At 59.3% G+C, this 26,316-nt stretch carries 23 protein-coding genes; 9 read left to right on the forward strand and 14 right to left on the reverse strand.

Going from position 1 to position 26,316, the window contains the following annotated elements:
• Positions 1-87 precede the first annotated feature (87 nt).
• Positions 88-3,564, reverse strand: coding sequence for a transcription-repair coupling factor (gene mfd / locus TAN611_RS09800; protein WP_111737260.1), 3,477 nt, complete (start codon positions 3,562-3,564; stop codon positions 88-90).
• A gap of 239 nt (positions 3,565-3,803) precedes the next feature.
• Between mfd and lolC the strand changes: the two genes are divergently transcribed.
• The 5 genes from lolC to cobB are packed head-to-tail and all read left to right on the forward strand — an operon-like array spanning position 3,804 to position 8,771.
• A complete protein-coding gene (lolC, locus tag TAN611_RS09805; RefSeq protein WP_105230754.1) occupies positions 3,804-5,006 on the forward strand; it encodes a lipoprotein-releasing ABC transporter permease subunit LolC in 1,203 nt (400 codons plus the stop codon).
• Positions 4,999-5,703 (forward strand): lipoprotein-releasing ABC transporter ATP-binding protein LolD, encoded by a 705-nt coding sequence (lolD, locus tag TAN611_RS09810; RefSeq protein ID WP_105230755.1) that lies wholly within the window; start codon positions 4,999-5,001, stop codon positions 5,701-5,703. The genes lolC and lolD overlap by 8 nt, the downstream gene beginning before the upstream one ends.
• Positions 5,703-6,950 carry a lipoprotein-releasing ABC transporter permease subunit LolE gene (gene lolE, locus TAN611_RS09815; protein ID WP_111737259.1) on the forward strand — a complete coding sequence of 416 codons (1,248 nt, stop codon included), beginning with the start codon at positions 5,703-5,705 and terminating at the stop codon, positions 6,948-6,950. The genes lolD and lolE overlap by 1 nt, the downstream gene beginning before the upstream one ends.
• Before the next feature lie 56 nt (positions 6,951-7,006).
• Positions 7,007-7,921 (forward strand): N-acetylglucosamine kinase, encoded by a 915-nt coding sequence (gene nagK, locus TAN611_RS09820; RefSeq protein ID WP_203067631.1) that lies wholly within the window; start codon positions 7,007-7,009, stop codon positions 7,919-7,921.
• A 13-nt stretch (positions 7,922-7,934) separates the two neighbouring features.
• A complete protein-coding gene (gene cobB, locus TAN611_RS09825; protein ID WP_105230758.1) occupies positions 7,935-8,771 on the forward strand; it encodes a Sir2 family NAD+-dependent deacetylase in 837 nt (278 codons plus the stop codon).
• 83 nt (positions 8,772-8,854) lie between these two features.
• Here the strand turns inward: cobB and potD are convergent, their stop codons facing one another.
• The 4 genes from potD to potA form a co-directional block, all read right to left on the reverse strand.
• A complete protein-coding gene (gene potD, locus TAN611_RS09830; protein WP_105230759.1) occupies positions 8,855-9,901 on the reverse strand; it encodes a spermidine/putrescine ABC transporter substrate-binding protein PotD in 1,047 nt (348 codons plus the stop codon).
• A 207-nt stretch (positions 9,902-10,108) separates the two neighbouring features.
• On the reverse strand, positions 10,109-10,885 hold the full coding sequence (potC, locus tag TAN611_RS09835) for a spermidine/putrescine ABC transporter permease PotC (protein ID WP_105230760.1): 777 nt from the start codon (positions 10,883-10,885) through the stop codon (positions 10,109-10,111).
• The gene (potB, locus tag TAN611_RS09840; RefSeq protein ID WP_105230761.1) at positions 10,882-11,742 is read right to left on the reverse strand and encodes a spermidine/putrescine ABC transporter permease PotB; all 861 of its coding nucleotides are present in this window, start codon (positions 11,740-11,742) and stop codon (positions 10,882-10,884) included. The genes potC and potB overlap by 4 nt, the downstream gene beginning before the upstream one ends.
• Complete coding sequence (gene potA, locus TAN611_RS09845; protein WP_203067632.1) at positions 11,726-12,841, reverse strand: spermidine/putrescine ABC transporter ATP-binding protein PotA; 1,116 nt, start codon at positions 12,839-12,841, stop codon at positions 11,726-11,728. Before potA ends, potB begins: the two co-directional genes overlap by 17 nt.
• Before the next feature lie 353 nt (positions 12,842-13,194).
• Between potA and pepT the strand changes: the two genes are divergently transcribed.
• The 3 genes from pepT to TAN611_RS09860 all read left to right on the forward strand — a co-directional run bounded on the left by pepT (position 13,195) and on the right by TAN611_RS09860 (position 16,386).
• Entirely contained in the window at positions 13,195-14,427 is a 1,233-nt protein-coding gene (gene pepT / locus TAN611_RS09850) for a peptidase T (protein WP_105233278.1), read from the forward strand.
• Positions 14,428-14,500: 73 nt separating this feature from the next.
• Positions 14,501-15,595: a malate/lactate/ureidoglycolate dehydrogenase gene (locus TAN611_RS09855; protein WP_203067633.1), complete on the forward strand. Its 1,095-nt coding sequence runs from the start codon at positions 14,501-14,503 to the stop codon at positions 15,593-15,595.
• Between the two features lie 44 nt (positions 15,596-15,639).
• Positions 15,640-16,386 carry a trans-aconitate 2-methyltransferase gene (locus TAN611_RS09860; protein ID WP_197951909.1) on the forward strand — a complete coding sequence of 249 codons (747 nt, stop codon included), beginning with the start codon at positions 15,640-15,642 and terminating at the stop codon, positions 16,384-16,386.
• Between the two features lie 59 nt (positions 16,387-16,445).
• On the opposite strand, the gene TAN611_RS09865 is transcribed toward TAN611_RS09860, so the two are convergent.
• From TAN611_RS09865 to rluE, 9 genes are all read right to left on the reverse strand, one after another.
• The gene (locus TAN611_RS09865) at positions 16,446-17,567 is read right to left on the reverse strand and encodes a cupin domain-containing protein (protein WP_203067634.1); all 1,122 of its coding nucleotides are present in this window, start codon (positions 17,565-17,567) and stop codon (positions 16,446-16,448) included.
• A gap of 108 nt (positions 17,568-17,675) precedes the next feature.
• The gene (phoQ, locus tag TAN611_RS09870; protein WP_105230766.1) at positions 17,676-19,130 is read right to left on the reverse strand and encodes a two-component system sensor histidine kinase PhoQ; all 1,455 of its coding nucleotides are present in this window, start codon (positions 19,128-19,130) and stop codon (positions 17,676-17,678) included.
• A 5-nt stretch (positions 19,131-19,135) separates the two neighbouring features.
• Positions 19,136-19,807: a two-component system response regulator PhoP gene (phoP, locus tag TAN611_RS09875; protein WP_015671991.1), complete on the reverse strand. Its 672-nt coding sequence runs from the start codon at positions 19,805-19,807 to the stop codon at positions 19,136-19,138.
• Positions 19,808-20,040: 233 nt separating this feature from the next.
• Positions 20,041-21,411, reverse strand: a complete 1,371-nt coding sequence (gene purB / locus TAN611_RS09880; RefSeq protein ID WP_105230767.1) for an adenylosuccinate lyase — start codon at positions 21,409-21,411, stop codon at positions 20,041-20,043.
• A 21-nt stretch (positions 21,412-21,432) separates the two neighbouring features.
• A complete protein-coding gene (gene hflD / locus TAN611_RS09885) occupies positions 21,433-22,059 on the reverse strand; it encodes a high frequency lysogenization protein HflD (protein ID WP_105230768.1) in 627 nt (208 codons plus the stop codon).
• A 179-nt stretch (positions 22,060-22,238) separates the two neighbouring features.
• Entirely contained in the window at positions 22,239-23,351 is a 1,113-nt protein-coding gene (mnmA, locus tag TAN611_RS09890; protein ID WP_203067635.1) for a tRNA 2-thiouridine(34) synthase MnmA, read from the reverse strand.
• Between the two features lie 96 nt (positions 23,352-23,447).
• Complete coding sequence (locus tag TAN611_RS09895) at positions 23,448-23,894, reverse strand: NUDIX hydrolase (protein WP_203067636.1); 447 nt, start codon at positions 23,892-23,894, stop codon at positions 23,448-23,450.
• Between the two features lie 9 nt (positions 23,895-23,903).
• The gene (locus TAN611_RS09900) at positions 23,904-24,239 is read right to left on the reverse strand and encodes a lysozyme inhibitor LprI family protein (RefSeq protein WP_111737250.1); all 336 of its coding nucleotides are present in this window, start codon (positions 24,237-24,239) and stop codon (positions 23,904-23,906) included.
• Between the two features lie 19 nt (positions 24,240-24,258).
• Positions 24,259-24,885 carry a 23S rRNA pseudouridine(2457) synthase RluE gene (gene rluE / locus TAN611_RS09905; protein WP_105233284.1) on the reverse strand — a complete coding sequence of 209 codons (627 nt, stop codon included), beginning with the start codon at positions 24,883-24,885 and terminating at the stop codon, positions 24,259-24,261.
• A gap of 132 nt (positions 24,886-25,017) precedes the next feature.
• Here rluE and icd point away from each other — a divergent pair, with 132 nt between their 5' ends.
• Positions 25,018-26,271 (forward strand): NADP-dependent isocitrate dehydrogenase, encoded by a 1,254-nt coding sequence (icd, locus tag TAN611_RS09910; RefSeq protein ID WP_105233282.1) that lies wholly within the window; start codon positions 25,018-25,020, stop codon positions 26,269-26,271.
• Positions 26,272-26,316: the final 45 nt, after the last annotated feature.

Consider the following 26,316-nt stretch of genomic DNA (forward strand, 5'->3'; position numbering starts at 1 on the left):
CGCCACTTCGGCGTCAAAAAAAACCCGCAGCCAACGTCACCGTCGGCTGCGGGTTTTTGTTTGCCCGCGCTGCGGGCTGCGGCTGTTTTACGCCAGCGTATGTTCGCGGCAGGCGTTCAGCAGATCCTCGATAAACTTCAGCCGTTTGGCCCGGTCGGTCAGATCGAGCATAAACTTCAGCTTGGTGGGGCCGTCCAGCCGGTAGATCTGCGGCTGGCTCTGCAGCAGGCCGATCAGGTAACCGGGATCGACGCGGTTCTTTTCGCCGAACTCGACAAAGCCGCCGCGTTCGTTAACCTCAATTCGCTTGATGCCCAGCGTCTGCGCATGCTGACGCAGCGCGGCGCTGTGCAGCAGGTTGCGCGTGGCATCCGGCAGTTTGCCGAAGCGGTCGATCAGTTCCACCTTCAGTTCTTCCAACTCGCCGTCATGCTTGGCGCTGGCGATGCGTTTGTACAGCGACAGACGGGTGTTGACGTCCGGAATGAAATCGTCCGGCAGCAGCGCCGGCATACGCAGTTCCACCTCGGTCTGGCTGCTGGTCAGGTCCTCCAGCGACGGCTCCCGTCCCTGTTTCAGCGCATCCACCGCGCTTTCCAGCAGCTCCATATACAGCGAGAAGCCGATGGTGGTCATCTGCCCGCTCTGGTCTTCTCCCAGCAGTTCGCCGGCGCCGCGGATTTCCAGATCGTGCGTGGCCAGGGCGAAGCCGGCGCCCAGATCTTCCAGCGTGGCGATGGCTTCCAGGCGTTTATGGGCGTCGCTGCTCATCGCTTTCGGATTCGGCGTCAGCAGGTAGGCGTAAGCCTGATGGTGCGAACGACCGACGCGGCCGCGCAGCTGGTGCAGCTGCGCCAGACCGAAGCGGTCGGCCCGTTCGATGATGATGGTGTTGGCGCTGGGAATATCGATGCCGGTCTCAATAATGGTGGTGCAGACCAGTACGTTAAAGCGCTGGTGGTGGAAATCATTCATCACCCGCTCCAGATCGCGCTCGCGCATCTGGCCGTGGCCAATGGCGATGCGCGCTTCCGGCACCAGCTCCGCCAGCCGTTCGGCTGCTTTCTCGATGTTTTCCACGTCGTTGTACAGGTAGTAGACCTGGCCGCCGCGCAGCGTCTCACGCAGAATCGCTTCGCGCACCACCAGGCTGTCGTATTCGCGCACAAAGGTTTTTACCGCCAGACGGCGCGCCGGCGGGGTGGCGATAATCGACAGATCGCGCATGCCGCTCATTGCCATATTCAGCGTACGTGGGATCGGCGTCGCGGTCAGCGTCAGAATATCTACGTCGGCACGCATCGCTTTGATGCGCTCTTTGTGGCGTACGCCGAAGCGGTGTTCTTCGTCGACGATCAGCAGCCCCAAATCTTTCCAGCGCAGATCGCTCTGCAGCAGCTTGTGGGTGCCGATAACGATATCAACCTTGCCGTCCGCCGCGTCGTCCAGCACCTGCTGTTGCTCTTTAGCACTGCGGAAGCGCGACATCATCTCAATACGGATTGGCCAGGTGGCGAAACGGTCGCGGAAGTTGTCGAAGTGCTGTTGCGCCAGCAGGGTGGTGGGCACCAGTACCGCCACCTGCTTGCCGTTCTCCACCGCCAGGAAGGCGGCGCGCATCGCCACTTCGGTTTTGCCGAAGCCCACGTCGCCGCACACCAGACGGTCCATCGCCAGTGGCTGGCACATATCGCTCAGCACCGCATTGATCGCCTGTTCCTGATCGGGCGTGGTTTCAAACGGGAACGTCTGGCAGAACAGCTGATACTGTTCGCGGTCGTGTTTAAAGGCGAAACCGGCTTTGGCCGCGCGCTGCGCGTAGATATCCAGCAGTTCGGCGGCGACGTCGCGCACTTTCTCTGCCGCTTTCTGCCGCGCCCGCGACCAGGCGTCACCGCCGAGTTTATGCAGCGGGGCATTTTCATCGGCGCCGCCGGCATAGCGGCTAATCAGATGCAGCGAGGAAACCGGCACGTATAGCTTGTCCTCACCGGCGTAGGACAAAATCAGGTATTCCGCTTTGATGCCGCCGGCTTCCAGCGTGGTCAGGCCGACATAGCGGCCGACGCCGTGCTCAAGGTGCACCACCGGCTGGCCGGGATGCAACTCCGCCAGGTTGCGGATCAGGGTATCGGTATTGATGGTGCGGCGATTATCCTGCCGACGTCGGCTGACGCGTTCGCCCAGCAGGTCGCTTTCGCAAATCAGCGCCCGCTGGCGCATCGCATCGAGGAAGCCGCGTTCGGCGGCGCCGACCATCATATAACGGCCGTTGTCGTCGGCCTGATCCAGCCGCTGAATCAGGCTGGTGCCCAGCTTGATGCGGCCGAGCAGATCCTGCAGCGTCTCACGCCGGCCCTCGCTCTCCACCGAGAAGATCACGCTGCCGTCAAAACTTTCGATAAAGCGGCGCAGGTTATCCAGCGGCGCTTTTTGCTGCGCCTGTACCGCCAGGTCGGGCAGGCTTTGGTAGTCGAGATTGGTGTTGCCCGCTTTGGCTGGCAGTGCCTCGGTTTTCAGCGCCACGCGCGGCCAGGCCTTCAGCTCGGCGAACAGGGCGTCGACGCGCAGCCACAGGGTGTCCGGCGCCAGCAGCGGGCGCATCGGGTCGACGCGGCGGCTCTCATAGCGCTGATTGACATCCAGCCAGAAGCGCTCGGCAGCGCTCTCCAGGTTGCCGGTATTAACCAGCAGGGTATTCGCCGGCAGATAGCTGAACAGCGACGGCAGCGGCTGGCTGAAGAACAGCGGCTGCCAGTATTCGATACCGGCGGGCCAGCTGCTTTTGCTGACCTGCTGGTAAATATGTTCGGCGTCGCGGCGTACTTCAAACTGTTCACGCCACTGGCTGCGGAACAGTTCGATAGCGTTTTTATCGGTCGGGAATTCGTGCGCCGGCAGCAGGTTGATCGACTCGACCTCGCTCAGCGTGCGCTGAGTGTCGACGTCGAAAATGCGCAGGCTGTCGATTTCGTCATCAAAGAAATCGATACGGTACGGTTCGTCGCTGCCCATCGGGTACAGATCGAGCAGGGCGCCGCGGGTGGCAAACTCGCCGTGCTCCATCACCTGATCGACGCTGCGGTAGCCGGCCTGCTCCAGCTGGGCGCGCAGTTTATCCCGCGACAGCCGCTGACCCTTATTCATCACCAGCGCATGGCCGTGCAGGAACTCATGCGGGCAGACGCGCTGCATCAGCGTGTTGACCGGCAGAATAATAATGCCGCGCGCCATGGTCGGCAGATGGTATAGGCTGGAGAGACGGGCGGAGATAATCTCCTGATGCGGCGAGAAGCTGTCGTAAGGCAGCGTTTCCCAGTCCGACAGCGTGGTGACCATCTGATCGGTAAACTGCTGGATCTCATCGCGCAGACGCAGGGCATTTTGCATATCCGGCGCGATCAGCATGATAGGTCCGTCGTGGCGTTCGGCGATTTCGGCGCACTCAACGGCGCAGGCCGAACCGGTCAGCTGACCCAGCTGGCGTAAATCCCCTGCGCGGTTCGGCAGGTCATAGCGGGAGGTAAGTGCTGCGGAACGACTACGGTTATCGGAAATGCTCATCAGGTATCTTTTGATCTGTAAATTGACGGTGATCCGGCGTCGACAGGCGGCGCTTTTGTTTGCTTTATACTAGCCCACTGGCCGGCAAACTGACATAGGCAAATGGGCTTAGTGACGGTTAATTAACCCGCATGCGGCCGCTCTGGCAGAATAAAAGCCGCCGAACGGTTCCCTAATCGGCGCGGAGCCTTTATTATCCATGATCACTTTGCTTAAGCTACGGCCACAAAACGGATTTCATGTATCAACCTGTCGCGTTATTCATTGGCCTGCGCTACATGCGCGGGCGGGCTTCAGACCGCTTTGGCCGGTTTGTCTCCTGGCTTTCCACGATCGGCATTACGCTGGGGGTGATGGCGCTGGTCACCGTGTTATCGGTGATGAACGGCTTTGAAAGAGACCTGGAAAACAACATTCTGGGCCTGATGCCGCAAGCGCTGGTCACCACCCCGAGCGGGTCGGTCAATCCTCAACATCTGCCGGCTTCTGCGGTGCAGGGGCTGCGCGGCGTGACTCGCGTGGCGCCGCTGACCACCGGCGACGTGGTGCTGCAAAGCCCGCGCAACGTGGCGGTCGGGGTGATGCTTGGCGTCAACCCGGACGAAGCCGATCCGTTGACGCCGTTTCTGGTTAATGTCAAACAGCAGGCGCTGCAGCCTGGCGGGTACAACGTCATTCTGGGCGAAGTGCTGGCCGGCAAATTGGGCGTCAAACGCGGCGACAGGCTGCGTCTGATGGTGCCGAGCGCCAGCCAGTTTACCCCGATGGGGCGCATTCCCAGCCAGCGCGTGTTTACCGTGGCCGGCACCTTCCATGCCAACAGCGATGTGGACGAATACCAACTGCTGGTCAATCAGCAGGACGCTTCGCGTGTGATGCGCTACCCGGCAGGCAATATCACCGGCTGGCGCCTGTTCCTGCAGCAGCCGCTGGCGGTCGACAGCCTGAGCCAGCAGGCGTTGCCGCAGGGCGCGAGCTGGAAAGACTGGCGCGATCGCAAAGGCGAGCTGTTCCAGGCGGTGCGCATGGAAAAGAACATGATGGGGCTGCTGCTGAGCCTGATCGTGGCGGTTGCCGCCTTTAATATCATTACCTCCCTCGGCCTGCTGGTGATGGAAAAGCAGGGCGAAGTGGCCATCTTGCAAACCCAGGGGCTGACGCGCCGCCAGATTATGGCGGTGTTTATGACCCAGGGCGCCAGCGCCGGGATTATCGGCTCGCTGCTCGGTACGCTGCTGGGCGTGGTGTTGGCGCTGAACCTGAATACCATTATGCCGGCGCTTGGCGCGCTGATTGACGGCGCGTCGCTGCCGGTGGCGGTTGAACCGCTGCAGGTGACGATCATCGCCGTCGCGGCGATGGCGGTGTCACTGCTGTCCACGCTGTACCCTTCATGGCGCGCCGCCGCCGTTCAACCCGCTGAGGCTTTACGTTATGAGTAACCATCCTTTGTTGCAGTGTGACAACCTGTGCAAGACCTATCAGGAAGGCAATCTGCATACCGACGTGCTGCGAAATGTCAGTTTTGCCATGCAGCCCGGCGAGATGATGGCGATTGTCGGCAGCTCTGGCTCGGGGAAAAGTACGCTGTTGCACCTGCTGGGCGGGCTGGATTCACCGACCTCCGGCAGCGTGGTGTTCAAGGGGCAGGCGATGAATTCACTGTCATCCGCCGCCAAGGCCGAACTGCGTAACCGCGAGCTGGGCTTTATCTATCAGTTTCACCACCTGCTGCCGGACTTTTCCGCGCTGGAAAACGCGGCGATGCCGCTGCTGATCGGCGGCGTTAAGCCGGCGCAGGCGCAGGAGAAAGCGATGGAAATGCTGGCGGCGGTCGGGCTGGATAAACGCAGCAAACACCGTCCGTCAGAACTGTCCGGCGGTGAACGCCAGCGGGTGGCGATCGCCCGTGCGCTGGTGAATAATCCGTCGCTGGTGCTGGCGGATGAGCCGACCGGCAACCTGGATCACCGCACCGCCGACAGCATTTTTGACCTGCTGGGGGAGCTGAACGTGCGTCAGGGCACTGCGTTTCTGGTGGTGACCCACGATCTGCAGCTGGCTAAACGCCTTAACCGCCAGTTGGAAATGCGCGACGGTCATTTGCAGGCGCAGCTGACGCTGCTGGGGGCCGAGTAATGCGCGCATTGCCTCTCTCACTGCTGACGGCGCTGCGTTTTAGCCGCGGTCGGCGGCGCGGCGGCATGGTGTCGCTGATTTCGGTGATCTCCACCATCGGTATTGCGTTGGGCGTGGCGGTGCTGATCGTCGGCCTGAGCGCGATGAATGGCTTTGAGCGCGAGCTGCAGAACCGCGTGTTGTCGGTGGTGCCGCACGGGGAAATCGAGCCGGTGAATCAGCCGTTTAACGGCTGGCCGGCGATGATGCAGCGGGTGGAAAAGGTGCCGGGCATTCTGGCCGCCGCGCCGTATATTAATTTCACCGGCCTGATGGAAAACGGCGCCCAGCTGCGCGCGGTGCAGCTGAAAGGGGTCGACCCGGCGCAGGAAGCGAAGCTCAGCGCGTTGCCGAAGTATGTGCAGGGCGATGCCTGGGCCAACTTCAAGGGCGGCGAACAGCAGGTGATTCTGGGTAAAGGCGTCGCCGACGCGCTGGGCGTCAAGCAGGGCTCCTCTGTTACGGTGATGATCCCCAACAGCGATCCGCAGATGAAATTGCTGCAGCCGAAGCGTATTCGCCTGCATGTCAGCGGTATTTTGCAGCTCAGCGGCCAGCTGGATCACAGCCTGGCGATGGTGCCGCTGGCCGATGCGCAGCGCTATCTGGACATGGGTGACAGCGTCACCGGCATCGCCATCAAGGTTAACGACGTGTTCGCCGCCAATAAGCTGGTGCGCGACGCCGGCGAGGTGACCAACGCCTACGTTTATATCAAGAGCTGGATCGGCAAGTACGGCTATATGTACCGCGATATTCAGATGATCCGCGCCATCATGTATCTGGCTATGGTACTGGTGATCGGCGTGGCCTGCTTCAACATCGTTTCCACGCTGGTGATGGCGGTGAAGGACAAGAGCGGCGATATCGCCGTGTTGCGTACGCTGGGCGCCAAAGACGGCTTTATCCGGGCGATATTCGTCTGGTATGGCCTGCTGGCGGGGCTGGTGGGCAGCCTGAGCGGCGTGGTGGTCGGCATCTTTGCCTCGCTGCAGCTGACGAATATCATCAAGCTGATTGAAAAGATGGTCGGTCATTCATTCTTGTCCGGCGATATCTATTTTATCGACTTCTTACCGTCGGAGCTGCACTGGCTGGATGTCGTCATCGTGCTGGCGACCGCTATCGTACTCAGCCTGCTGGCCAGCTGGTATCCGGCGCGACGCGCCAGCCGTATCGATCCGGCGCGGGTGCTAAGCGGTCAGTGATCGGGTTAAAAATGGGGCGCAGTGATGCAGCCCCATTTTTTTACGTGAGGTAACGGATGTTCTACGGTTTTGATATGGGCGGCAGCAAAATTGAGCTGGGGGTGTTCGACGCCGACCTGCAACGCGTCTGGCAAAAGCGCGTGGCGACCCCGCGGGACGACTATCGCCAACTGCTGGCGACGCTGCGTGATATGACGCTGGAGGCGGACGCCGTCTGCGGCGCTGCCGGGCAGGTGGGCATCGGCATTCCCGGTTTGCCTAACGATGATGACGGCACGCTGTTTACCGCCAACGTGCCGGCGGCGATGGGGCAGGCGCTGCCGCGCGATTTGGCGGCTCTGATTGGCCGGGAAGTGCGGGTGGAAAACGACGCCAACTGCTTCGCGCTGTCGGAGGCGTGGGATAAGGAGTTCCGTCGCTATCCGGTGGTGTTCGGGCTGATCCTCGGCACCGGCGTGGGCGGCGGCCTGATCGTCGACGGCAAGGTGGTGTCCGGCCGTAATCATATCGCCGGCGAATTCGGGCATTTGCGTCTGCCGGTTGATGCGCTGGAAGTGCTGGGGCGTGATATACCTCGCGTTGCCTGCGGCTGCGGTCATCATGGTTGCATTGAAAATTACATATCAGGCCGCGGATTTGAGTGGCTGTACGCGCATTTTTATCAGCAGCGCTTGTCTGCGCCGCAAATTATTGCGCATTATCAGGCCGGTGAGCCGCAGGCGCAGGCTCACGTTGAGCGTTTTCTCGATCTGCTGGCGATTTGTCTGGGCAATTTACTGACCGTCATCGATCCGCATCTGGTGGTGATTGGCGGAGGATTATCGAATTTTGCAGCGATCTACCAGGCGCTGCCGTCACGTCTGCCGCGCAGCCTGTTGCGCGTGGCGAAGATGCCGCGGATCGAACCGGCGCGCTATGGCGACGCCGGCGGCGTGCGCGGGGCGGCGTTTCTCAACCTGGCGGATCATTGAATAAGGAGTAGTTATGCGTACGCGCCATCGGCTGCATCAGTTTCGCAAGAGCAAACATGTGCTGCACCAACGTTTTCGTTCGCGGATTTTTCACCGCGATACCATGGCGGCGGCGGAGTTGAAAAAGCCGTTTGTGGTGGTGTTGACCGGGGCAGGTATTTCTGCGGAATCCGGCATTCGCACCTTCCGCGCAGCGGACGGTTTGTGGGAAGAGCACAAGGTGGAGGACGTGGCGACGCCGGAAGGTTTCCAACGCGATCCGGAGCTGGTGCAGGCGTTTTACAATGCGCGCCGCCGCCAGCTGCAGCAGGATGATATTGCGCCGAACGCCGCGCACCGTGCGCTGGCCAGTCTGGAAGAGTGGCTGGGGGATAACTTTCTGCTGGTTACGCAAAATATCGACAATCTGCACGAGCGCGCCGGCAACCACCGGGTGGTGCATATGCATGGAGAACTGCTGAAGGTGCGCTGCACGCAGTCCGGCCAGGTGGTTGACTGGCCCGGCGATCTGAGCGTCGACGACCGCTGCCACTGCTGCCAGTTCCCGGCGCCGCTGCGCCCGCACGTGGTGTGGTTCGGCGAAATGCCGATCGGTATGGACGATATCTATCAGGCTCTGGAGAGGGCGGATTTCTTCGTCGCTATCGGCACCTCCGGGCATGTGTATCCGGCGGCCGGGTTTGTGCATGAGGCGCGGCTGAGCGGTGCGCATACCATGGAACTGAATCTGGAGCCGAGCCAGGTGGAAAGCCAGTTTGCCGAGAAGCATTACGGGCCGGCCAGTGAAGTGGTGCCGCGCTTTGTGCATAAATTTCTGATGGGGAAGATTGAACGCGCCGATCGGCCGTAACCCTGTTGGCGTCGCTGCAGCGCTGGCAGCGGAGGAAACAAGACCGGGCATTGCGCCCGGCCTGAATCAGCCAGAGGCTGGCGTTAGCGGCCGGCCTTCAGCTTCTGGAACTGGGTTTCGTACAGCGTGCTGGCGTCGCCGACGTCGTTCTGCCATTCGCCGTTTTTGATCACTGCTTCGTCCGGATACAGTGACTTATCGTTGGCAATGTCCGGCGGCAGCAGTTTTTTCGCGGCCAGATTCGGCGTTGGGTAACCGATGGTTTTCGCCACCTGCACGGCAATTTCCGGCCGCAGCAGGAAGTTGATCAGCTTCAGCGCGCCGTCGACGTTTTTGGCGTTAGCCGGGATCGCCAGGCTGTCCATCCAGAAAATACCGCCTTCCTTCGGCCAGACAATCTCCAGCGGCGTGCCGGCCTGACGGGCGACAAAGGCCGAGCCGTTCCACACCATGCCCAGGTTGACTTCCCCTTCCATAAACGGGTTGCCCGGGTTGTCGGAGTTAAAGGCCAGCACGTTCGGCATCAGCTTTTTCAGCTCGTTATAGGCGGCTTCAATCTCTTGCGGATTGGTGGTGTTGCCGGAATAGCCCAGTTTCCGCAGCGCCATCTGGAACACTTCGCGCGCGTCATCGGTCAGCAGCAGGCTGCTTTTGTACTCCGGCTTCCACAGGTCGGCCCATGAGGTAATGGTTTTCGGGTCGATCTCGTCGCTGTTGACGCCGATGGCGGTGGCACCCCAGATATACGGGATGGAATAATCGTTATTCGGATCGAACGGTTTGTTCAGCAGGTTGGGATCCAGATCCTTAAAGTTGCTGAGCTTGCTCTTGTCGATCTTCTGCAGCATGCCTTCCTTACTCATCTTGGCGATGAAATAGGTGGAAGGCACCACCAGATCGTACGCGCCGTCTTTATAAGTCTTCAGCTTGGCGTACATGCTTTCATTGGATTCATAGGTGGAATAGATCACCTTAATCCCCGTTTCTTTGGTGAACTGATCGAGCAAGCCCGGCGGCACATATTCAGTCCAGTTATAGAAATAGAGGGTTTTGCCGTCATCGGCGGCGGTTGCAGAGCCGATGCTCAGTGCCATCATCCCGGCTGCGAGCAGGTGTGACCACTTTTTCATGCAGCGTATCCTTCAGCAGTTATCGCGTTTAACAGTATAGGCCGAATAGCGGCGCGGCGGTCCTATACCCCAGAGAGCGGCCATTATAGGCGGCGGGCGGCGCGGGGTAAAGGCGGTTATCCCCTTGGTAAATAGCGGCTTTTAGTCTGGAAAACGGGACGGCAGGTGAGAAACGGACACATTCACAATTGGAATGTGTCCGTTCGATTATTTGACGTTGCGATCGCGCAGGATCAGCTGGCTGGCGAGCACCAGCACCAGCGACATCAGCAGCAGAATGGTGGCGAGGGCGTTGACCTCCGGCGAGACGCCGACCTTGACCATCGAATAGATCTTCAGCGGCAGGATCTCATAGCTCGGCCCGGTGACGAACGAAGACACCACCACATCATCCATCGACAGGGTAAAGCTCAGCAGCCAGCCGGCGGCGACGGCCGGCATCGCCAGCGGCAGGATGATTTTGCGCAGGATCGTCACCTCGCCGGCACCGAGGTCGCGCGCCGCTTCCAGCATTTTGACGTCGAAGCCTTTCAGCCGCGAGTAGACGGTCACCACCACAAACGGCAGGCAGAAAGTGATGTGCGAAAACAGCAGCGACCAGAAGCCCAGCGAGATGCCCAGTAGCATAAACAGCACCAGCAGGGAGATCGCCATCACGATATCCGGCGACATCATCACCACAAACAGCATACCGCTGACGAACGGTTTGCCGCGGAAGCGGTAGCGGTACAGCGCCACCGCGGTCAGCGAGCCGATCAGCGTGGCGAAGGTGGCCGACAGCACCGCCATGGTCAGCGAGTGGCCCGCCGCCTGCAGCAGACTGTCGTTGTTGAGCAGGGTCGAGTACCAGTCGACGGTAAACCCTTGCCAGTTGATGCCAAAGCGCGATGCGTTGAACGAGTTGACGATCAGAATCACGATCGGAATATATAAATAGGCGTAAATGATGGTCATAAAACCACCGCGTAGCAGGCGTCCGATCATTCCAGTTCCACCTTCTTGTTCAGCAGCTTCGCCGCGCGGTAGTACACCAGCAGCATCAGGCCCATGACCAGCGTCAGGCAGATGCTGGTGGCGGCGCCAAACGGCCAGTCGCGAATATTCAGGAACTGGCTCTTGATCACGTTGCCGATCAGCAGGTTTTTCGCGCCGCCCATCAGGTCCGCAACGAAGAACAGCCCCATTGCCGGCAGGATCACCAGCAGGCAGCCGGCGATAATGCCGGGCATGGTCAGCGGCACGATGATGCGGATAAAGGTCTGCAGCTTGCTGGCGCCGAGATCGCGCGCCGCTTCCAGACAGGATTTATCCAGCTTCTCAATGCTGGAATAGAGCGGCATCACCATAAACGGCAGCAGAATATAAATCAGGCCCAGCACCACCGCTTCGGAGGTGTACATGATGCGAAACGGTTTGTCGATCACCCCCAGCCACAGCAGGAAATCGTTCAGATAGCCGCGGGTGCTGAGGAACAGCTTCAGGCCGTAGATACGGATCAGCGAGTTGGTCCAGAAGGGGACGATCAGCAGAAACAGCAGCAGCGGCCGCACCTTCTGCGGCAGGCGCGCCAGAATAAAGGCGAACGGATAGCCGATCACCAGGCAGCACAGGGTGGCGATCACCGCCATATTCAGCGAGTGCAGCAGCACTTCGGCGTACAGCGGATCGAACAGCCGGGTGTAGTTATCCAGCGTGAACACCATCTGAATCAGATTGGCGTCGTCGCGGGTCAGGAAGCTGGTGCCGATAATCATCAGGTTCGGCATAAACACGAACAGCACCAGCCAGGCGACTACCCCGGTAATCACCACATTCTGGAACAGTTTACGCGAGGTCTTCATCGGCCAGCACCACCTCCCAGCTTTCAACCCAGGTCACCGCCATTTTCTGATTCAGCGAGTGGTCGACGTCCGGATCGTCTTCGTTAAAGAATTCGCTGACCATGACTATCTTGCCGTTTTCCAGCTCGACGACCGAGTCCAGCGTCATTCCCTTGTAGTTACGTTCGCGCACATAGCCGATCAGGCCGTCGACCTGCTCGGCGCCGTTGATCTCCTCAACGCGCAGATCCTCCGGCCGCAGCAGCACTTTCAGGCGCTGGCCGGCGCTGACCGGCAGACTGGCGTAGATATCGCATTCGCGCCCTTCGACGTTGGCGCGCACCCGCTGCGCGTCGATGCGTTGCAGCACAGTGGCGTCAAAGATATTAATCTCGCCGATAAAGCTGGCGACAAACAGGTTGCGCGGCTCTTCGTAGATCTCGCGCGGCGTGCCGTCCTGCTCAATGCGGCCTTCGCGCATCACCACGATGCGGTCCGACATGGTCAGCGCCTCTTCCTGATCGTGGGTGACGAAGACAAAGGTGATGCCGAGCTTGCGCTGCAGCGCCTTCAGCTCGTTCTGCATCTGTTTGCGCAGCTTATAGTCCAGCGCCGACAGCGACTCATCCAGCAGCAGAACCTTGGGTTTATTCACCACCGCGCGGGCGATGGCGACGCGCTGCTGCTGGCCGCCGGACAGCTGGCTGGGACGCCGCTGTGCAAAGGCCTCCAACTGCACCATGCGCAGCGCTTCTTCCACCCGCGGGGTAATCTCCGCCGCCGGCGTTTTCTGCATCCGCAGGCCGAAGGCGACGTTGTCAAACACCGTCATGTGCGGGAACAGCGCGTAGCTCTGGAAGACGGTATTGACGTGGCGGTGTTCGGCCGGAATGTCGGTAATATCCAGACCGTCGAGCACGATCTGGCCGCTGTCGACATCTTCCAGGCCGGCGATCAGGCGCAACACGGTGGTTTTACCGCAGCCGGAGGGGCCGAGGATCGTCAAAAACTCGCCGTGATTAATGGTGAGGTCAAGATCGCTGATGATGGTTTTGCCGTCGAATCCTTTGCTTAACGCTTTCAATTCAACAAGTGGCTTCAGAGAGGATTTCTCAGTCATTTATGGTGTCACTCTATCCCGTGAACTCTTGCAGATAGAACCGCCGCTGGAAAAGACTGCGAGAGCTGGCGAAATACCCCGCCGTACAAAAGCTCAAAACCAGTGGCGCCGCTCGAAATTTTTAGAGCGCGCATGATAGACGCTGTGGCAGTGAATTGAAAGCCGAACCGCCGGCAACGCGCTGATTTTTACCATTATAGCCGCACTATACGACAATTTAACGTATTCATTACGCCAATAAATCATTACCGACGGTAATGATTCTCACTAATTCTGGTTAAAAATGACCTGACGCAATATTTCCCGCCAGGCGCTTTAGCATAATGACTTGCGATAATCTGAAGGGCGCCATCATGGATAAACTACTCGATCGTTTTTTTAACTACGTCACCTTTGATACGCAATCCAAAGCGAACGTTAAACATGTGCCAAGTACGGACGGGCAGCTGAAACTGGCGCGCGCGTTACAGCAGGAGCTGCTGGCGCTGGGTTTTGCGCAGGTGATGCTCAGCGAACACGGCTGCGTCACGGCGACGCTGCCAGCCAATGTCGCCTGGCCGGTGCCCGCCATCGGATTTATCTCCCATCTTGATACCTCGCCGGACGTCAGCGGCAAACAGGTGAATCCGCAAATTGTGGAGAATTATCGCGGTGGTGATATTGCGCTGGGCATCGGCGATGAGGTGCTGTCGCCGGTGCGCTTCCCGGTGTTGCATCAACTGCTGGGGCAGACGCTGATCACCACCGACGGCAAAACGCTGCTCGGGGCGGATGATAAGGCCGGCATTGCGGAAATCATTACCGCCATGGTGCGTCTGCGGCAGCAGCAGATTCCGCACGGGGATATCCGCATCGCCTTTACGCCCGATGAAGAAGTCGGCAAAGGGGCCCGCTATTTTGACGTCGAGAGCTTTGACGCCGCCTGGGCCTATACCATTGACGGCGGTGGCGTGGGGGAGCTGGAGTGTGAGAACTTCAACGCTGCCTCGGCGTTGGTGAAGATTGTTGGCAACAATGCGCATCCCGGCAGCGCCAAGGGCGTGATGGTCAACGCGCTGACGCTGGCGACCCGTTTCCACCAGTGTCTGCCGGCGGATGAGACGCCGGAAAACACCGCGGATTATCAGGGCTTCTATCATCTGAGCAGCATCAAGGGGCAGGTCGACCGCGCCGAGATGCACTATATCCTGCGCGACTTTGAGCGCGACGGCTTTGCCGCCCGCAAACGTCAACTGATGGCGGCGGCAGAGCTGGTGGGCAAAGGGCTGCCGCGTGAGTGCCACATCGACGTCACCATTGAGGACAGCTACTACAACATGCGCGAGCTGGTGGCTGAGCATCCGCACGTGGTGGAACTGGCGCAGCAGGCGATGCGCGACTGCGGAATTGAGCCCATCATTAAGCCGATCCGCGGCGGTACCGACGGCGCGCAGCTCTCTTTCAAAGGGCTGCCATGCCCCAATCTGTTTACCGGCGGCTACAATTTCCACAGCAAACACGAATTTATTACGCTGGAGGGGATGGAGCAGGCGGTGGCGGTGATTATGCGTATCGCGACCCTGACGGCGGAACGCGCCAAAGGTTGATGAGTTGTTAACTTGCCGCAATTAATTTTTGTGCCTAGGGTTGAGTAACATTTTGCACAAGGAGATTTGCGGCATGAGTTCTGAGTATCGTATCGGCAGCCAGGGATTAGGGCGGTTTGTTCAGGCGATCTGGCGCCATACCGGCAGTTCCGCCCGTGAGGCTGAGCTGGTGGCGGAACACCTGGTGCAGGCCAATCTGGCTGGGCATGATTCGCACGGCGTCGGCATGATCCCGCGCTATATGTCATCGCTGGCGCAGGGGCATCTGCAGCTGAATACCCATGTCAGGGTGGTGAAGGATGCCGGCGCGGTGCTGACGCTGGACGGCGGCAAAGGATTTGGTCAGGTGGTCGCCAGCGAAGCGATGGATCGCGGTATTGAACGGGCGCGCCAGCTGGGGATTGCCGCCGTGGCGCTGCACAATGCCCACCATATCGGCCGCATCGGCCACTGGGCGGAGCAGTGCGCGCGTGCCGGCTTTGTTTCTATCCATTTCGTCAATGTGATGGGCGATCCTATGGTGGCGCCGTTTGGCGGCAGCGACCGCCGCTTCGGCACCAACCCTTTCTGCATGATTTTTCCTCGTCCTGGCCAGGCGCCGCTGTTGCTGGACTTTGCCACCAGCGGCATTGCTTACGGCAAAACGCGCGTTGCGTACAACAAAGGCCTGACGGTAGCGCCCGGCTATCTGATCGATGAGCAGGGCCGGCCGACCAACGAACCAAAGGTAATGCATGAAGCGCCGTTTGGTTCTCTGCTGCCGTTCGGCGCTCATAAGGGCTATGCGTTGGCGACGCTGTGCGAAATTCTGGGCGGCGCGCTGTCCGGCGGACAAACCACCCATGATGATACGCTGCAGGTGACCAACGACGCGATCATCAACGGTATGACCACTATTATTCTCAACCCGGACGCCTTTGAAGCGCCGGCAATGCAGGCTGAGGCTGAAGCCTTTGTTGACTGGGTGAAGGCCTCGCCGGAAAGCGGCGACGAGCCGATTCAGGTGCCGGGCGAGTGGGAAGAGATGAACCGTGCGCTGCGTCTGCAGGACGGCATCCCGATTGATGCCAATACCTGGCAGCAGATTTGCGCCGCGGCGCAGACGGCCGGCATGCCGCAGGCCGAGCTGGAAGGCTATCGCGCGCTGGCACGGGCTGACTCCGTGTAATACGGCTGACGTCGACTGTTCGGAAAAATATAGGGGAACACGGAATGCAGCAGTTTAATACCCATGCGCAGGCTTATAACGCGGTGCGCAGCAAGATTAGCTATCCCGATGCGTTGTATGCGTCGCTGGCGGCCAGAGCGCCGGCGCATAACGCTGCGCTTGATATCGGCTGCGGCAACGGTGTCTCTACGGTACGTCTGCAGGGGCTGTTTCAGCAGGTGGAAGGCTGCGATATCGGTGCGGCGCTGATCGAAAAGGCGCGGCAGAATTACCCGGCGCTGGCCTTCAGCGTCTGCGCAGCGGAAGATTTTGCGCCTGCCCACCGTTTTGACCTTATCACCAGCGCCACGTCGTTTTATTGGATGGATCGCAAGGCGGTGCTGATGAAATTGCCGGCGTGGCTGAATCCCGGCGGGCTGTTCTGCGCGTACAAATATGATTTTCCGCTGGCGTACGGGCCGCTGCGTGATTTTATCGAACGGGAACTGGTGACCAACTGGGCGCGTTACCGCGATCCCCGGCTGACGCAGTACGATGACACGCTGGAAATCATGCAGGGCTGCCGCCACCTGCTGCAGGCCCGACGCGAGGTGTTCGCCAATATCATTTTCCTGACGCCGGAAGAGGTGGCGCTGTTCTTTTTATCCACCAGCTACGTGACGCGCTATATCGAAGAAGAGGGCGGGCAGGCGTATATCGAACGGTTCAGCGCTGCGGTGCGGGAGATTGCGCGCTCGGAGAGCGTGGCGATGAACTTTGATATTCATGTGTTTACCGCCGTGCTGGGCTAGGCTGCCGGCGAAAAAAAGCCCCCGGAATCGGGGGCTGATAAATGAGCCTACAGGCGGCGTCAGTCGTTAAAATACCAATAGCCGTTGTTGATCAGCGCGGTCAGCAGGGCGAGGAAGGACGGATCGTCGACCGCATCGCCCAGCAGCTCGGCATCGACGCTGAAGTGCTGGCACAGAGCATCGGCAGCCTGCAGGTGTTCGGTATCGATCGGCTCCCCGTTGACGAAACACCGATCGCCGACGCGTAATACGCGCAGGCCGCCCAGACGCTGCAACGCTTCACCCTGTTGCAGCAGCTCGTAGATTTCACCGGCCTGATATGGCGGCTCCGGCGGTGCGACGTCGAGCTCGTGGCGTGACTGAGAAATAAACTCGCCGAACCAGTGCTGGAAGTGCTCCGGCTGCTGTACCAGATCCAGCATCATCGCGCGCAGCGCGTCCACTTCCTGCGGCAGTACCTCGGCCGGGTGCTCGCGCAGCTGAATATCGGGGTCGCCATAGCGTTTGCTGCCCAGTTCGCGCGCCAGTACGTAATCGGCGAAGCCGCTGATCAGCTCCCGGCCGTTGGGCGCACGGAAACCAACCGAATAGTTAAGCGCGTTTTCCAACGCGTAGCCTTCATGCGGGAAGCCCGGCGGAATATAGAGAATATCGCCCGGCTCCATCTCCTCGTCGATAATGGCGTCGAACGGCTCCACCTGCAGCAGGTCCGGATGCGGACAGTGTTGCTTCATCGGCACTTTTTCCCCGACGCGCCAGCGGCGGCGGCCGGTGCCCTGAATGATAAATACGTCATATTGGTCAAGGTGCGGCCCTACGCCGCCGCCCGGCACCGAGAAGGAGATCATCAGATCGTCCATGCGCCAGTCCGGCAGTTGGCGGAACGGGCGCATCAGCGCGGAGGATGGCTCGTGCCAGTGGTCCACCGCCTGCACCAGCAGCGACCAGTTGTTTTCACCCAGGTGGTCATAGCTTTCGAAAGGCCCGTGCGCCACCTGCCAGCGCCCGTCCTGATGGCTGACGACTCGGCTGTCTACCTCATTTTCCATTGCCAGCCCGGCCAGTTCGTCCGGAGAGATCGGATCGATAAAGTTTTTAAAGCCGCGCTTGAGAATCACCGGACGCTTTTGCCAATAACGCTGCAGAAAATCGCGCCAGTCCAGATCTAATTGATAATCCATGTTGTATTCCAGGAGAGGAGTGTGCCTGTAGAGGATTATATACTCTTCGCCGCTGAAGCTGCAGCATTGTCGGCAGAGATCCGGCGCGTGGCGCGCCGGTGTGCGGGATTATTCGCCGTGCGTATCGTATTGGCGGGCAAAAGTAACCATCATGCGCGCGCCGCCGAGCGGGCTGTCGGCAATAGTGATCTCCCCGTCGTACTGTTCGATAATTTCCGCCGCCACCGACAGGCCCAGCCCCTGGCCGGGGCTCAGGGTGTCGACGCGCTGGCCGCGTTGAAAAATCAGCGTGCGCTTGCTCTGCGGGATGCCGGGGCCGTCATCATCCACCATAAGGGTCAGGTGTTCATCGGAGTGCAGGGTGGTGACCTCAACAAACTCCAGGCAGTATTTACAGGCGTTTTCCAGCACGTTGCCCATTACTTCCATAAAGTCGTTCTTCTCGCCGATAAAGGTGACCTCCGGCGAAATATCCAGCGTAATCACCACGCCCTTACGCTGGTACACCTTGTTCAGCGCCAGGCTCAGGCTGTCGAGCAGCGCCGGCACCGAGTGGATCTCCCGCGTCAGCACCGTCTGCCCGGAGTTGATACTGGCGCGGTGCAGGTAATAACCAATCTGCTGCGAGATGCGGCCGATCTGTTCGAGCATGATCGGCTCCGCTTCTTCAATGGTGGTCTGCTTGCCGGAACGCAGCGAGCGCAGCGTGGTCTGCAGCACCGCCAGCGGCGTCTTCAGGCTGTGGGTCAAATCGGACAGCGTGGTGCGGTACTTGGTGTAACGCTGGCGTTCGTTGCGTAACAGAATGTTCAGGTTGCGCACCAGGCCGCGCAGTTCACTGGGGGGATTTTCATCCAGTTGATCGCGTTCGCCGTTTTCCAGATCGCCGACCTGATGGATCAGCGTTTTTATCGGCCGCAAGCTCCAGTAGGCGGCCAGCCACAGCAGCGGCACCACCAACAGCAGATTGGCCAGCAGCACATAGCTGAACCACTCCCACACCACGTCCGAGCGCTGCAGTTCCTGCGGAATGGAGTCGACCACCACAATGGTCAGCGCCGGCAGGCGCGCGGTGGCGGCATAGGTATTGACCGCCACTGAGTGGGTTAGCGCATTTTGGTCGGACGCGTCATAGTCTTTCAGCTGATCCTGCGCTTTGGGGTTGTCGCCCAGTACTTCGCTGCTGATGCGGGTGTCGGTGTCGATTTCATAAAACCCGGCATCTTTCAGCCATTTTTTATCGATCAGCCTTTCCAGCTCGGGCATCTTGCGCTGGCTCCACAGCAGATGGCCGTGCTCATCATAGATAAACACCAGCGTCGGGGAGTTAAGATCGATATCGGGCGGAATGGCGATGGTGAGTTTTTGGTCCTTCCACTGGGCCAGGCTGAAAAACAGATTGCTTTCGCTGCGCAGCAGACGGAAGGCGGTTTTGTCGAAACTGACAATGTAGCCGACTACCGCCACCAGCCCGTAGGAGAGCGACAGCGCCAAAATGACGCCGGCGGTCGCCATCAGAAAGCGGGCGCGCAGCGAGAACGGCTTTTTATCCCTGTTGAACATAACACTCACTTAATGTCGAAGCGGTATCCCTGGCCACGCACCGTGGTGATCACTTCCTGCGGATGCTCGGCCTGGAGCTTTTTACGCAGACGGCCCATCAGCACGTCGATAGTGTGGCTTTCGCGCAGCTCGGCGTCGGGATAGAGCTGCAGCATCAGCAGATCTTTACTGACCACCTTGCCGGCGTTGCGGATCAGCGTTTCGATAATGGTGTATTCGAACGCCGTCAATTTGATCTGCTGCTCGTTAACGCACAGTTCGCGGCGCGACAGATCGATCTGGAAGGGCGGCAGCACGATGACCTGTGAGGCAAGGCCGCTGTTGCGGCGCATCAAGGCCTGCATGCGGGCGATCACCTCTTCCAGATGGAAAGGTTTGGTGACATAGTCGTCGGCGCCGGCTTCCAGCACCGCCACTTTGTCCTGCCAGCTTTCGCGGGCGGTCAGCACCAGAATCGGCAGTTTGACCTGATGGGCGCGCCAGCGGCGGATCAGCGCCAGTCCGTCCTCACCCGGCAGGCCGAGGTCGACAATGGCGATATCCGGCGCGTGTTCCTGCAGAAAATAATCTGCTTCTTTGCTGTCTTCCGCCGCGTCGACCTGATGTCCCATCTCGCGCATCTGTACCGAAAGGTGATGACGCAGCAGACCATTATCTTCAACCACCAGTATTCGCATCGATAATCTCCTGTTTTCGCGCGGGTGCGGCTCCAATCACCCAAATTATATAGGTATCACGCAATTAAGCACGGTTTTCCCGGATTGCGGCTTAATTATCGGCAGCGACCGGTAAACGTTGACTCAACGACGGTGGGGTGAAGCTTAACCAAACTTAAACGGATAGAACGTGGCGACGGCGGGGCGATAAAAAAGGCGGCCCGGAGGCCGCCTGGTTGCGTACGGGCGCAGGATTATTTCAGTTCGTCCACCATGGTGGTGGCGCGGCCGATATAGTTGGCCGGCGTCATTGCTTTCAGACGGGTTTTCTCGTCTTCCGGCAGCGCCAGGCCGTCGATAAACGCCTGCATACCGGCGGCGTCCACGCGTTTGCCGCGGGTCAGCTCTTTCAGCTTCTCATACGGTTTTTCAATACCGTAGCGGCGCATCACGGTCTGGATCGGCTCGGCCAGCACTTCCCAGTTGTGGTCCAGCTCATCCAGCAGGTGCGCCTGGTTCACTTCCAGCTTGCTGATGCCCTTCAGGGTGGACTGATAGGCGATTAGCGCATAGCCGATGCCCACGCCCAGGTTGCGCAGTACGGTGGAGTCGGTCAGGTCGCGCTGCCAGCGGGACACCGGCAGTTTGCTCGCCAGATGGCCCAGCACGGCGTTAGCCAGGCCCAGGTTGCCTTCGGAGTTTTCGAAGTCAATCGGGTTGACCTTGTGCGGCATGGTAGATGAGCCGATCTCGCCGGCGATGGTCTTCTGCTTGAAGTGGTTCAGCGCGATGTAGCCCCAGATATCGCGATCGAAGTCGATCAGGATAGTGTTGAAGCGGGCGATGCAGTCGAACAGTTCGGCGATGTAGTCGTGCGGTTCGATCTGGGTGGTGTACGGGTTCCAGGTAATGCCCAGCGAGGTGACGAACTCTTCGCTGAAGCGGTGCCAGTCCACTTCCGGGTAGGCGACGATGTGGGCGTTATAGTTGCCGACGGCGCCGTTGATTTTACCGAGGATCTCGACGCGCTCCAGCTGGCGGTACTGACGCTCCATGCGGTAAGCCACGTTGGCCAGCTCTTTGCCCACGGTAGACGGCGTGGCCGGCTGGCCGTGGGTGCGGGACAGCAGCGGAATATCGCGGTATTCCTGCGCCAGCTTGGCGATGGCGTCGATAGTCTGACGCCAGTAAGGCAGCACCACGTCCTGGCGGGCGGTGCTCAGCATCAGCGCGTGGGACAGGTTATTGATATCTTCGGAGGTACAGGCGAAGTGGATAAACTCGGACACCGCATGCAGGGCCGGCACCGCCGCCACTTTTTCCTTGAGAAAATATTCGACCGCCTTCACATCGTGGTTGGTGGTGCGTTCGATGGTTTTGATGCGCTGAGCGTCTTCTTCGCTGAATTCTGCAACGATCTTGTCGAGGAAAGCGTTTGCGTCGGCGTCAAAAGCAGGAACTTCCTTGATTTCTGCGCAGGCCGCCAGTTTTTGCAGCCAACGTACTTCAACCTGTACGCGGAATTTCAGCAGGCCGAATTCGCTGAAAATGGTGCGCAGTGCGCTGACTTTATCACCGTAGCGTCCGTCAACGGGGGAAACGGCGGTCAGTGAGGATAATTCCATCGGTAGCAACTCCTGGGAAAATTAACAATGAGCAACGATATTTTGCGCCTGTGTGAACAGACGATTACGGGAAAACATTAACTGCAGGCGGCTGCCGCCGACCTGTTGCCACAGCACGGCGGCGCGGATGCCGGCCAGCAGCGTGGCGCGCACTTTGGCCTGCACCTGGCTGTTTTGTAAAATGGCCGGTGAACCGGTGACCTGAATGCGCGGCCCCAGCGGGCTGACCACGTCGACATAGATGCCGGCCAGCGCGCTGATAATGGTGTCGGATTCCAGCTCGAAATGCGCCAGCTGACGCTCCAGCTGTTCAAGGCGTTCGCCGAGGGTATTCATCGCCTGTTTGTTGGCGTTGAGCTTGCGTTCCAGCACCATCAGGCTGATGGTGTAGCGGGTCAGTTCGGCGCCGGGGCCTTTATTATTGGCGTTCAGTACGCCCATCAGCGTTTCCAGACCGACTTTCAGATTACGTTCTTCACCGCCGAATACCGCCAGCGTAGAGGAGGGGTTCATCTGCAGCAGGCTGCTGAGCGAGGTGTGCAACGCGTCGCGGTCGCATTGCCCTTCATGCGCGAGCTGCTGAACCAAACGCGCTGACTGGCTGATTCCGGCCATGGCCAACGTGATGTCATAATAATTCTTCGCCACGAATACTCCTGTATACGGTACATGGCTTACGGTGACAGGCTGCGTGACGGCAAAACGATAACCTTTGCCCGCGCCGGTAACGATAATGATCGTGAATGTTGCAAATCATGCCATAAAACGCGGGCTAAACCCAGCGCGCATTACCGGCGCGCCGGGCCGGGTGCCGGCTATACCGCGGCTTAACCTTCCTCGAGCGGCAGGCGTTGTTCGATAATGCCGCCGCCCAGGCAGATTTCACCCTGGTAGAACACCGCCGACTGGCCGGGCGTCACCGCCGCGACCGGTTCGTCAAAGCGCACTTCGATGCGTTGATCGTCGATCGGCGTGATGGTGCACGGCAGATCCTGCTGGCGGTAGCGGGTTTTCACCGTACAGCGCAGCGGGGCGGTCAGCGGCTGGCGATCGACCCAGTGCAGCTGTTGGGCGATCAGACCAAGCGACATCAGGCGCGGATGGTCGTGACCCTGGGCGACGATCAGTACGTTGTTGGCGACGTCTTTGTCGACCACGTACCACGGATCTTCGCTGCTGTCTTTCATGCCGCCGATGCCGAGCCCTTTACGCTGGCCCAGCGTGTGGTACATCAGCCCCTGATGCTGGCCGATGGTATGACCGTCGACGGTCATAATCGGGCCGGGCTGCGCCGGCAGATAGCGGCCGAGGAAGTCGCGGAACTTACGTTCGCCGATAAAGCAGATGCCGGTGGAGTCTTTTTTCTTGGCAGTGACCAGCTCCAGCTGTTCGGCGATGCGGCGCACCTCCGGCTTTTCCAGCTCGCCGACCGGGAACAGGCTTTGCGCCACCTGCTCGTGGCTCAGGGTATACAGGAAATAGCTCTGGTCTTTGTTGCCGTCGACGCCGCGCAGCAGACGGCTCTTACCGTCAACGTCCTGGCGACGCACATAGTGGCCGGTAGCGATATAGTCGGCGCCCAGATCTTCGGCGGCGAACTCCAGGAAGGCTTTAAACTTGATTTCTTTATTGCACAGGATGTCCGGGTTCGGCGTGCGGCCGGCCTTGTACTCTTCCAGGAACAGCTCGAATACGTTGTCCCAGTATTCCGCCGCGAAGTTGACCGTATGCAGCTCAATGCCGAGTTTGTCGCATACCGCCTGAGCATCGGCCAGATCGGTCGCTGCGGAGCAATACTCTTCGTCGTCGTCTTCCTCCCAGTTCTTCATAAACAGCCCAGCGACCTGATAGCCCTGTTGCTGTAACAGATAGGCGGTAACGGAAGAGTCGACGCCGCCGGACATTCCGACGATTACTTTTTTCTGGCTGTTGTCTGACATGGGGATCTCACGAACTTGAACACGAACCGTGCTGATAAAAAACAGGCGCAGGATTTTAACACGATGGCGGCCTGCGCGCACGGCACTTATTGTGCTTCAGTACGGCCAGTTAAAACTGCCGATCAACGAAAGCGGGTAGCGCTCGGGCTGCCGGTAGCAGCGCAGGCTCTCCGCCACCAGCGGTGAGCGCAGGTTGGAGGCGTGCAGAATCTCGTCGGCGCTGAGCCATAGGCAGCGGTCGATATCGCTGTCCTGCGGCGCGGTAGGCACGATGGCCGGCAGTTCGACGACGAAGCAAAAGCGCAGGAACGGCGTGCCGTCCGGCGCGATCCACTGGTGCATTTTCAGAAACGACTGCGGCGCGGCGCGGATGCCGGTCTCTTCCCACAGTTCGCGTTCGGCGGCCTGCAGCAGCGTCTCGTCGGCCTCCAGGTGGCCGGCGGGCTGGTTCCACAGCGCCTTGTGGTTCACAGTCTCTTCAACGATTAAAAACTTGCCGGCGGCGTGCACCACGTTGGCGACGGTAACGTGCGGTTTGAACATGGTGTCTCCTTACAGCGGTCGGTCGATTTTGTTGTAAATCGCGTCCAGCTCGCCGATGCGCTGCCGGTAGCTGTTGCTCAGACAGCTGACGTCGCTGCCGCACTGTTTACGTTTTGCCAGCCAGCTGTTTTGCCGATCCTGCATTTCGCCGCGAAAACCCATGGCGAACAGGCCGCGCAGAAACTGATATTTGGTGGCCATTTCAACGTCTTTATCGCTCAGCGAACGGCTGGCGCAAATCGCCTGTTCATCCTTTGAGGCCGCCTTGCGGCAATCAAAACTGGCGGCCTGCGCGCCGGCGGCGCACAGCAGCGTGGTTAATAGCAGGGTACCTAACGTTTTCATGGCGCAACTCTCCGATTGGCTACGGTGAATCCGTGGTTTTCCATTCACCAGGTTGTAAATCGCCTAATGAAAGATTCCCCATACTGTAGCGAATCAGACGCAGGGTAGGGAACCCGATATGCGCCGTCATGCGACGCACCTGACGATTTCGCCCTTCATACAGCGTAATTTTCAACCAGCTGGTGGGGATGCTTTTGCGTTCGCGGATCGGCGGCGTACGCGGCCACAGCCACGCGGGCTCCGCCACCCGCTCGACGCCGGCGGGCAGGGTGGGGCCGTCCTTCAGCGTTACGCCGCTGCGCAACTGCGCCAGATCGCTCTCCTGCGGAGAGCCTTCTACCTGGACGTAATAGACTTTACCGGTGCGCTTGCCCGGTTGGGTGAGCTGCGCCTGCAGTTTGCCGTCGTTGGTCAGCACCAGCAGCCCTTCGCTGTCGCGGTCCAGGCGCCCGGCGGCGTAGACGTCATTAAAGGGAATAAATTCCTTCAGCGTGCTGCGGCCGGCCTCATCGGTGAACTGTGGCAGCACATCGAAAGGTTTGTTGAATAACACAACCCGGCGCGGCCCCGGCGGGACGGGGCGTTTGGCGCTATTCGGTCGGCTGAATCGTTTAACTTGGTGTTTTTTAACAGGGAATTTATTCATATCTATTGTACTTGCGGATGATAGGCGCATTATAACTGAATCCGTTTCGGATTGGCGCGGATTGAATATTCGAGTAGTATTGACATGCATCTTACAAAGCATTAACAAAAATTGCGCTTGAAGGAGAGGTTGATGGAAAGCAAAGTAGTTGTTCCGGCAGAAGGTAAAAAAATTACGGTCGATGCCCAGGGTAAACTGGTTGTTCCGCATAACCCGATCATTCCGTTCATTGAAGGCGACGGTATCGGCGTTGACGTGACCCCTGCCATGATTAATGTGGTTAATGCTGCAGTTGATAAGGCTTACCACGGCGAGCGTAAAATCTCCTGGATGGAAATCTACACCGGCGAAAAATCTACCCACGTTTACGGGAAAGACGTGTGGCTGCCGGACGAAACTCTGGACCTGATCCGTGATTACCGCGTTGCCATTAAAGGCCCACTGACCACCCCGGTCGGCGGCGGTATCCGTTCTCTGAACGTTGCCCTGCGTCAGCAGCTGGATCTGTATGTCTGCCTGCGCCCGGTGCGCTACTATCAGGGCACCCCTAGCCCGGTTAAACACCCAGAATTGACCGATATGGTGATCTTCCGTGAAAACGCCGAAGACATCTACGCCGGTATCGAATGGAAAGCCGGTTCTGCCGAAGCGGATAAAGTGATCAAATTCCTGCGCGACGAAATGGGCGTGCAGAAAATCCGTTTCCCAGAGCAGTGCGGCATCGGCGTGAAGCCATGTTCAGAAGAAGGCACCAAACGTCTGGTGCGTGCGGCGATCGAATACGCGATCACCAACGACCGTGACTCTGTGACTCTGGTTCACAAAGGCAACATCATGAAGTTCACCGAAGGTGCCTTCAAAGACTGGGGCTACGAACTGGCGCGCGAAGAGTTCGGCGGCGAACTGATTGACGGCGGCCCGTGGCTGAAAATCAAGAACCCGAACACCGGCAAAGAGATCGTGGTTAAAGACGTGATCGCCGACGCCTTCCTGCAGCAGATCCTGCTGCGTCCGGCGGAGTACGACGTGATCGCCTGTATGAACCTGAACGGCGACTACATCTCTGACGCACTGGCTGCGCAGGTTGGCGGCATCGGCATCGCGCCGGGCGCCAACATCGGCGACGAGTGCGCGCTGTTTGAAGCTACCCACGGCACCGCGCCAAAATATGCCGGCCAGGACAAAGTGAACCCAGGTTCCGTTATCCTGTCTGCAGAAATGATGCTGCGTCACCTGGGCTGGTTCGAAGCAGCCGACCTGATCGTTAAAGGCATGGAAGGCGCTATCGCCGCCAAGACCGTGACCTATGACTTCGAACGCCTGATGGAAGGCGCTAAACTGCTGAAATGTTCAGAGTTTGGCGACGCCATCGTCGAACACATGTAATTATGTGATTGCGTAATTAATAACGGGAGCTTAAGAGTTCCCGTT

Origin of the sequence: Serratia sp. Tan611 (assembly GCF_905188235.1) — a bacterium.
In the GTDB taxonomy this organism is placed as follows: Bacteria; Pseudomonadota; Gammaproteobacteria; order Enterobacterales; family Enterobacteriaceae; genus Serratia_B; species Serratia_B rhizosphaerae.

Excerpts from the sequence above, each read along its gene's own strand:
- mfd (WP_111737260.1), bottom strand. The coding sequence starts at position 3,564 with ATGAGCATTTCCGATAACCGTAGTCGTTCCGCAGCACTTACCTCCCGC.
- lolC (WP_105230754.1), top strand. The coding sequence starts at position 3,804 with ATGTATCAACCTGTCGCGTTATTCATTGGCCTGCGCTACATGCGCGGG.
- lolD (WP_105230755.1), top strand. The coding sequence starts at position 4,999 with ATGAGTAACCATCCTTTGTTGCAGTGTGACAACCTGTGCAAGACCTAT.
- lolE (WP_111737259.1), top strand. The coding sequence starts at position 5,703 with ATGCGCGCATTGCCTCTCTCACTGCTGACGGCGCTGCGTTTTAGCCGC.
- nagK (WP_203067631.1), top strand. The coding sequence starts at position 7,007 with ATGTTCTACGGTTTTGATATGGGCGGCAGCAAAATTGAGCTGGGGGTG.
- cobB (WP_105230758.1), top strand. The coding sequence starts at position 7,935 with ATGCGTACGCGCCATCGGCTGCATCAGTTTCGCAAGAGCAAACATGTG.
- potD (WP_105230759.1), bottom strand. The coding sequence starts at position 9,901 with ATGAAAAAGTGGTCACACCTGCTCGCAGCCGGGATGATGGCACTGAGC.
- potC (WP_105230760.1), bottom strand. The coding sequence starts at position 10,885 with ATGATCGGACGCCTGCTACGCGGTGGTTTTATGACCATCATTTACGCC.
- potB (WP_105230761.1), bottom strand. The coding sequence starts at position 11,742 with ATGAAGACCTCGCGTAAACTGTTCCAGAATGTGGTGATTACCGGGGTA.
- potA (WP_203067632.1), bottom strand. The coding sequence starts at position 12,841 with ATGACTGAGAAATCCTCTCTGAAGCCACTTGTTGAATTGAAAGCGTTA.
- pepT (WP_105233278.1), top strand. The coding sequence starts at position 13,195 with ATGGATAAACTACTCGATCGTTTTTTTAACTACGTCACCTTTGATACG.
- TAN611_RS09855 (WP_203067633.1), top strand. The coding sequence starts at position 14,501 with ATGAGTTCTGAGTATCGTATCGGCAGCCAGGGATTAGGGCGGTTTGTT.
- TAN611_RS09860 (WP_197951909.1), top strand. The coding sequence starts at position 15,640 with ATGCAGCAGTTTAATACCCATGCGCAGGCTTATAACGCGGTGCGCAGC.
- TAN611_RS09865 (WP_203067634.1), bottom strand. The coding sequence starts at position 17,567 with ATGGATTATCAATTAGATCTGGACTGGCGCGATTTTCTGCAGCGTTAT.
- phoQ (WP_105230766.1), bottom strand. The coding sequence starts at position 19,130 with ATGTTCAACAGGGATAAAAAGCCGTTCTCGCTGCGCGCCCGCTTTCTG.
- phoP (WP_015671991.1), bottom strand. The coding sequence starts at position 19,807 with ATGCGAATACTGGTGGTTGAAGATAATGGTCTGCTGCGTCATCACCTT.
- purB (WP_105230767.1), bottom strand. The coding sequence starts at position 21,411 with ATGGAATTATCCTCACTGACCGCCGTTTCCCCCGTTGACGGACGCTAC.
- mnmA (WP_203067635.1), bottom strand. The coding sequence starts at position 23,351 with ATGTCAGACAACAGCCAGAAAAAAGTAATCGTCGGAATGTCCGGCGGC.
- TAN611_RS09895 (WP_203067636.1), bottom strand. The coding sequence starts at position 23,894 with ATGTTCAAACCGCACGTTACCGTCGCCAACGTGGTGCACGCCGCCGGC.
- TAN611_RS09900 (WP_111737250.1), bottom strand. The coding sequence starts at position 24,239 with ATGAAAACGTTAGGTACCCTGCTATTAACCACGCTGCTGTGCGCCGCC.
- rluE (WP_105233284.1), bottom strand. The coding sequence starts at position 24,885 with ATGAATAAATTCCCTGTTAAAAAACACCAAGTTAAACGATTCAGCCGA.
- icd (WP_105233282.1), top strand. The coding sequence starts at position 25,018 with ATGGAAAGCAAAGTAGTTGTTCCGGCAGAAGGTAAAAAAATTACGGTC.